At 53.2% G+C, this 464-nt stretch carries 1 rRNA gene; it reads right to left on the bottom strand.

The features are described from left to right. Positions 1 to 462: ribosomal RNA gene (locus M9194_RS21585) — 16S ribosomal RNA — on the bottom strand; the annotation flags it as partial. Positions 463 to 464: the final 2 nt, after the last annotated feature.

Below are 464 nucleotides of genomic sequence, written 5' to 3'. Positions count from 1 at the left end.
ACACCACCTTCCTCACTGCTGAAAGTGCTTTACAACCCGAAGGCCTTCTTCACACACGCGGCATGGCTGCATCAGGGTTTCCCCCATTGTGCAATATTCCCCACTGCTGCCTCCCGTAGGAGTCTGGACCGTGTCTCAGTTCCAGTGTGGCTGATCATCCTCTCAGACCAGCTAGGGATCGTCGCCTTGGTGAGCCTTTACCTCACCAACTAGCTAATCCCACCTAGGCGTATCCAATAGCGCAAGGCCCGAAGGTCCCCTGCTTTGCTCCGAAGAGAGTATGCGGTATTAGCCATCGTTTCCAATGGTTATCCCCCTCTACTGGGCAACTTCCTAGGCATTACTCACCCGTCCGCCGCTCGTCAGCAAAGAAAGCAAGCTTTCTTTCTGTTACCGCTCGACTTGCATGTGTTAGGCCTGCCGCCAGCGTTCAATCTGAGCCATGATCAAACTCTTCAATTTAA

This window comes from Vibrio sinus (assembly GCF_023634645.1).
GTDB classification, from domain to species: Bacteria; Pseudomonadota; Gammaproteobacteria; order Enterobacterales; family Vibrionaceae; genus Vibrio; species Vibrio sinus.
Note: the sequence above shows the minus strand (reverse complement) of the source record. Positions and strands in the feature narration are given on the sequence as shown.